The following is a 2255-nucleotide window of genomic DNA, read 5'->3' as shown; positions in this document are numbered from 1 at the left end:
CTACGGCTAATTACTATACCGACAAAGATACTCTGGTAAAAAGGATTCCAGATACAGTTTATAAAATCGAGGGACGAAATGAACAAAGAGAGATTTTAACTGAGGGATTTGGCACAACATCAGCCTTTATTACGATTACCTATAGTGAAGCGGATGTATCTATGGTTGGCGGTAAAGAGTTAAATTTAGCGATTTATGAATTAAAAAACAATAGATGGGTGAAAATTGAGGATGGCGTGGTGAATACATTTGAAAATAAAGTCACCGCCCCTATTTCCCGACTTGGGATTTACACCTTAATTGTTTATCTTGAGGCTCAAGACCTCTCTAAGTTCATCGTCTATCCTGTTCCTTTTAAACCCAGCAGAGGGGATGATAAAATCATATTTGAGGGGTTACCTGCTAATTCCACGATTAGAATTTATGATATATCCGGAGATTTGATAAGAATGATTGAGGATGTCAGTTCGATATACGAATGGGATGTCAAAGACACTCATTCAAAGGATGTTGCCAGTGGAGTATATATTTATATCGTTACCTATGGTGTTGAGAAAAAATCAGGGAAATTAGTGATTATCAGATAAGAGACGGAGAAAGGGAGAAACGGAGAAATGGGGAAAGTAATTGGTAAGAGGTTAAAAGAAATGAAAAAAATAGTTATTATCACCGGTGAGGCATCCGGGGATTTGTATGGTGGCAAATTAGCCCAAGCCATAAAAGAATTATCGCCAGATGTCCATCTTCAAGGAATGGGTGGTTCTAATATGGCACTTGCAGGGGTAAAGATAGATTTTGATATATCTGACCTCTGTGCAATTGGTGCCATAGAGATTATCACTAAAATCCCTAAATTTATCTACCGACTGAAAGAAGTTGGCAATTATTTAGAGAAAGAAAAACCTCATCTGTTAGTCTTAATTGACTTCCCTGAGTTTAATATGCGATTGGCAAAAACAGCCAGAAGATTAAACATCCCAACCGTATATTATATTCCTCCAACTGCCTGGGCATGGCGAAAAGGGCGGGCAAAAACAATGACGAAATTAGTCGATAAGGTTATTTGTATATTTGATTTTGAGGCAAGGATTTATCAAGAGGCAGGCAATAAGGTAGAATTTATTGGTCATCCCTTATTAGACATCGTCAGCCCTCAAATGAGTAAAGAAGAAGCTTGCAAAGAGTTTAATCTGGACCAGAAAAAGAAAATTATTGGCGTGTTGCCTGGCAGTAGAAAAAGTGAGATTAAGGTTTTATTGCCAATTATGTTATCCGGGGTTGAAAAAATTCAGAGACATTTTCCGGATGCCCAATTTATCCTGCCTTTAGCCCCGACTTTATCAAAAGAGGATATTTTGAAATTCAAACTTCGAAATACGAAAATAGTATCAAACAATACCTATGAGGTAATGAACATAAGTGATTTACTCATCGTTGCCTCCGGAACAGCGACATTAGAAGCCGCCTTAATAGGCGTGCCGATGATTATCGTTTATAAACTCAACTGGCTCACCTGGCAATTGGGTAAGATATTAGTTTCTACGGGTGGTTTTATTGGCTTGCCAAATATCGTTGCCGGAAAAGAGATTGTTCCAGAATTACTCCAAAATAAGGCTGAGCCTGAACTTATTTCCCAATATGCCATAGAGTTATTGGAAAATGAAGACAAAAGGGGAAAAATGATAACCGAGTTGAAACAGGTAAAGGAAAGACTGGGTGGTTCTGGAGCAACGATTCGGGCAGCAAAAACTATACTTGATTGCGTGGGTGTACAGCAATTCTCGGTGAAAATAAGAAATGGGTATTTATGAGGGTTTTTCGGGATTATGAAATATATTTTTCGTAAAGATTTTTGTTTTTTGAAAAAAGATATAGACTTTTTATCTTAAATGTGGTATATAAATAAGAGGCATAATCTATCTTAAAAAAGGAGGGGGGATAATTATGCATATCAAGAAGCATTTAAGATTTAAGAGTTTAGTCAACCAGGCAGCGTTTCGGATTTCTGAGATTGCGGATTATCGTCAACCAGGGAAGACAGATTATTCTTTAACTGATTGTGTGATGAGTGGTTTGGCGATGATGTATTTTCAAGACTCATCAATGCTTGAGTTTCAACGGCGATTGGAAGAAAAGACACAGTGGAACAATTTAACGACCCTTTTTAATGTAGCAAAAATACCTAAAGAGACTCAGATGAGGGATGTGCTGGATGAAGTTCCACCTGAGGGATTAGAGCCAATATTTGGCGATTA

Annotated in this window: 3 protein-coding genes; all 3 read left to right on the top strand. The window is 37.6% G+C overall.

All coding sequences use genetic code 11. The annotated features are described in order from the left end of the window. Positions 1–587, top strand: a 587-nt coding sequence (locus AB1414_19500) for a T9SS type A sorting domain-containing protein (GenBank protein MEW6609599.1), incomplete at its 5' end; no start/stop codon positions are given. A gap of 27 nt (positions 588–614) precedes the next feature. Beyond that, a complete protein-coding gene (gene lpxB / locus AB1414_19495) occupies positions 615–1811 on the top strand; it encodes a lipid-A-disaccharide synthase (protein MEW6609598.1) in 1197 nt (398 codons plus the stop codon). A gap of 133 nt (positions 1812–1944) precedes the next feature. Next, positions 1945–2255: transposase family protein (locus tag AB1414_19490; GenBank protein ID MEW6609597.1), on the top strand; the 311-nt coding region annotated here is incomplete at its 3' end.

The sequence above is a fragment of the bacterium genome (assembly GCA_040755795.1).
Classification (GTDB): Bacteria; UBA9089; CG2-30-40-21; order CG2-30-40-21; family SBAY01; genus JBFLXS01.
Note: the sequence above shows the minus strand (reverse complement) of the source record. Positions and strands in the feature narration are given on the sequence as shown.

Excerpts from the sequence above, each read along its gene's own strand:
- lpxB (MEW6609598.1), top strand. The coding sequence starts at position 615 with ATGGGGAAAGTAATTGGTAAGAGGTTAAAAGAAATGAAAAAAATAGTT.